The organism is Bradyrhizobium sp. CSS354, assembly GCF_029051725.1.
GTDB lineage: Bacteria > Pseudomonadota > Alphaproteobacteria > Rhizobiales > Xanthobacteraceae > Bradyrhizobium.
Genome location: NZ_JAACFU010000065.1, coordinates 1 through 1,623 on the forward strand (window position 1 = coordinate 1; position 1,623 = coordinate 1,623).

Annotated in this window: 1 protein-coding gene; it reads right to left on the minus strand. The window is 57.7% G+C overall.

Translation table 11 applies throughout. The features are described 5' to 3' along the window. Positions 1 to 473: 473 nt before the first annotated feature. Positions 474 to 1,226: a phosphonate metabolism transcriptional regulator PhnF gene (phnF, locus tag GWG67_RS38625; protein WP_275174878.1), complete on the minus strand. Its 753-nt coding sequence runs from the start codon at positions 1,224 to 1,226 to the stop codon at positions 474 to 476. Between the last annotated feature and the right edge of the window lie 397 nt (positions 1,227 to 1,623).

Below are 1,623 nucleotides of genomic sequence, written 5' to 3' on the forward strand. Positions count from 1 at the left end.
GGAATCCACAAACGAAAATTGCAAGGTTTGGGAGCCTCAAGCCCCCAATCCCTGCAATCTCAAATGCCGCCGCAACCGGAAAACTGACTCCTGCTCAATCGCTTAGTGCCTTGTTCACGGACGACTAGCTACGTGAGTGGCGTATGATTTATGAGGCAGGAAAATCTCTCTCGTCTGCTTTCCGGAGAGGAATTCCTTGATGTCATCCTTTAGGCGCGACGCCGCTTGAACAAGTTGAGAGATGGATTGTGCCGTCTGCTGGGCACCGCTTTCGCCCACAAAAAAAGAAATGTTTGGTACAGCAAGCGCCAGCCGCGAGGTAGCGCCGATGCATCAGTCCTGGTGAAGCACCGGCGCTTCTCTAGTTTAGAAAAGAACGACGGATCTGCTTGCCAATGCCGGCTCGTACGGCACTGGCTATTTTCGGATGAAAGTGGCAAATATCCCCTCAGCCTAAAACACGAGTTGCTTGGTCACTCGCTGAATCGAATGACAACTTCCATGTATTGCGGGGCCATTCGCCCTCTTGTGACCACGATCGGAACGCTGTCAAGGTCCACATTAATGTTGGTCATCAGGATTACCGCTTGCCGTCGCGGCAGCGCAAGCAGAAGGGAATCGGGCTGCGACAATAACCCCGCGGAAATCCGCGTCTCGAATCGGTGATAGTCGAGGATGCCAAAGCGCTTACAGGACTCCGTGAGACTGCCCGTCTGCTCGATCAACGACTCGATTCCCTCGAATCGAGGCAGCGGGAAATAGCTCGACGAGATCGAGGCGGCGATACCATCGATCAGCATCAGCGTATCGACTCTGCGTGCGAACTGGGTCTGTGGCACACGGAGGTCGCGCGCAAGGTCCCTGTCGACGCGAACCCGCGCGGAGCCGACGAACCGGCGCTCGCTGATCCTGTGCATGTCGCGCACGGTCGTGCTCAGACGGGTCCGCGCACCCAATCGGGAGTGGACGACGCGCTCCTTGACGAAGGTACCCCGTCCCTGCTCGATGCGCACATAGTCGCGCTCCTTGAGCACCGCGAATGCCCGGCGCACGGTATTGCGGTGAACGCCGAAGATCGCCGCTAGCTCAGTTTCTGTAGGTAGACGTTCGCCAGGCTTATACGTCCCGCCGATGATATCCTTACGGATGGCCTCGACCACGATCCGCCATAGCGAGCTCGCGCCACGCCTGGCGTAGAGGGAAGATGGTTGATTCTGTCCGGTCATCGATATCGGGCTTGCGGGTGGCGGAAAGTCTGTGCCAACGTCCAGCGCTTAGCACATCAAACGGCGCGGCAATGAGCGTAAGGGGCAGATGGAAGTCGAAATCCGCCGGAAAGTTCCCATGCGTAGCAGGATATCGGCGGGATTCCCCTTGTGCCGCATTGGCGCTTCGCTCCACCGGACCCGACGTTAACGCGCCGGCGCAGGACGCACGATATTATTCTGGAGTCGCATTCTTGCGCTCCCTGTATCCAACCGTCCGAAACGTACCAAGTCGTCCGTTAAGAAGCCGAATTGAGCGAGAGCGGACAGGCAAGCGTATGCGATAGCTGGATCAGGCAGAGGCACAAGAGTTCTCTGAGCCAGGCGAGGATACGGCGGAAGTTGTGGCCGACTGCTG

Coding starts and splice junctions, on each gene's coding strand:
- phnF (WP_275174878.1), bottom strand. CDS start 1,226: ATGACCGGACAGAATCAACCATCTTCCCTCTACGCCAGGCGTGGCGCG.